Origin of the sequence: Arthrobacter sp. H41, assembly GCF_000520535.1 — a bacterium.
Lineage (GTDB): Bacteria > Actinomycetota > Actinomycetes > Actinomycetales > Micrococcaceae > Arthrobacter_D.
Window position 1 is genome coordinate 3,293 of the sequence record NZ_KI914836.1, and the last position, 1,214, is coordinate 4,506.

2 pseudogenes are annotated in these 1,214 nt (G+C 68.5%); both read right to left on the reverse strand.

The annotated features are described in order from the left end of the window. A pseudogene (locus Y705_RS23315) lies at nt 1-575 on the reverse strand (FAD-binding oxidoreductase); the annotation flags it as partial. Nucleotides 576-579: 4 nt separating this feature from the next. Beyond that, nucleotides 580-1,214: pseudogene (locus tag Y705_RS21545) on the reverse strand (FAD-binding oxidoreductase); the annotation flags it as partial.

The following is a 1,214-nucleotide window of genomic DNA, read 5'->3' on the forward strand; positions in this document are numbered from 1 at the left end:
AGCGCTGCGTGGTCACGGATGCGCAGATCCCGCACGACGCCGGGTGTTCCGGGCAGCGACTGGCCCACCTTCAGCGACAGCGCGTCCATGAGCTCCGCTGTGGCCGCCTCGGTCGCCACCAGTGCCGGCAGCGCCGAGTTGGCTGCCTGGAGGGTCGGGAAGACGAGCAGTCCGGTTGCCGTATGGGGATGCACCGGGACGGTGCGGAAAACGGCCTCGGCAACGAAGCCGAGGGTCCCTTCGCTGCCGACCGCCAGGTGCGCCAGGATGTCCACCGGGCGAATGAAATCCAGCAGCGCATTGAGCCCGTAACCCATGGTGTTCTTCCGTGCGAACAGTCGCGTGATGGTTCCCACCGACGCCGGATCTGCCCGGACACGCGCGGCCAGGCGGACCAGGCCCTCATGCAGGGCGGGCTCGAGCGCACGCAGGCGTTCGTCGGCGTCATCCGCGCCGGTATCCACGACGGTTCCGCTCGGCAGCACCAGCGTGAGCGATTCGAGCGTGCGGTAGGCGTTGTCCACGGTTCCGCAGTGCATGCCCGAGGAGTTGTTGGCCACCACTCCGCCGATGGTGCCCGGCTGTATCGGCCGAATATTCGACGAGGAGCGCTGCGTGGTCACGGATGCGCAGATCCCGCACGACGCCGGGTGTTCCGGGCAGCGACTGGCCCACCTTCAGCGACAGCGCGTCCATGAGCTCCGCTGTGGCCGCCTCGGTCGCCACCAGTGCCGGCAGCGCCGAGTTGGCTGCCTGGAGGGTCGGGAAGACGAGCAGTCCGGTTGCCGTATGGGGATGCACCGGGACGGTGCGGAAAACGGCCTCGGCAACGAAGCCGAGGGTCCCTTCGCTGCCGACCGCCAGGTGCGCCAGGATGTCCACCGGGCGAATGAAATCCAGCAGCGCATTGAGCCCGTAACCCATGGTGTTCTTCCGTGCGAACAGTCGCGTGATGGTTCCCACCGACGCCGGATCTGCCCGGACACGCGCGGCCAGGCGGACCAGGCCCTCATGCAGGGCGGGCTCGAGCGCACGCAGGCGTTCGTCGGCGTCATCCGCGCCGGTATCCACGACGGTTCCGCTCGGCAGCACCAGCGTGAGCGATTCGAGCGTGCGGTAGGCGTTGTCCACGGTTCCGCAGTGCATGCCCGAGGAGTTGTTGGCCACCACTCCGCCGATGGTGCAGGCCGACTCGCTGGCGGGATCGGGTCCGA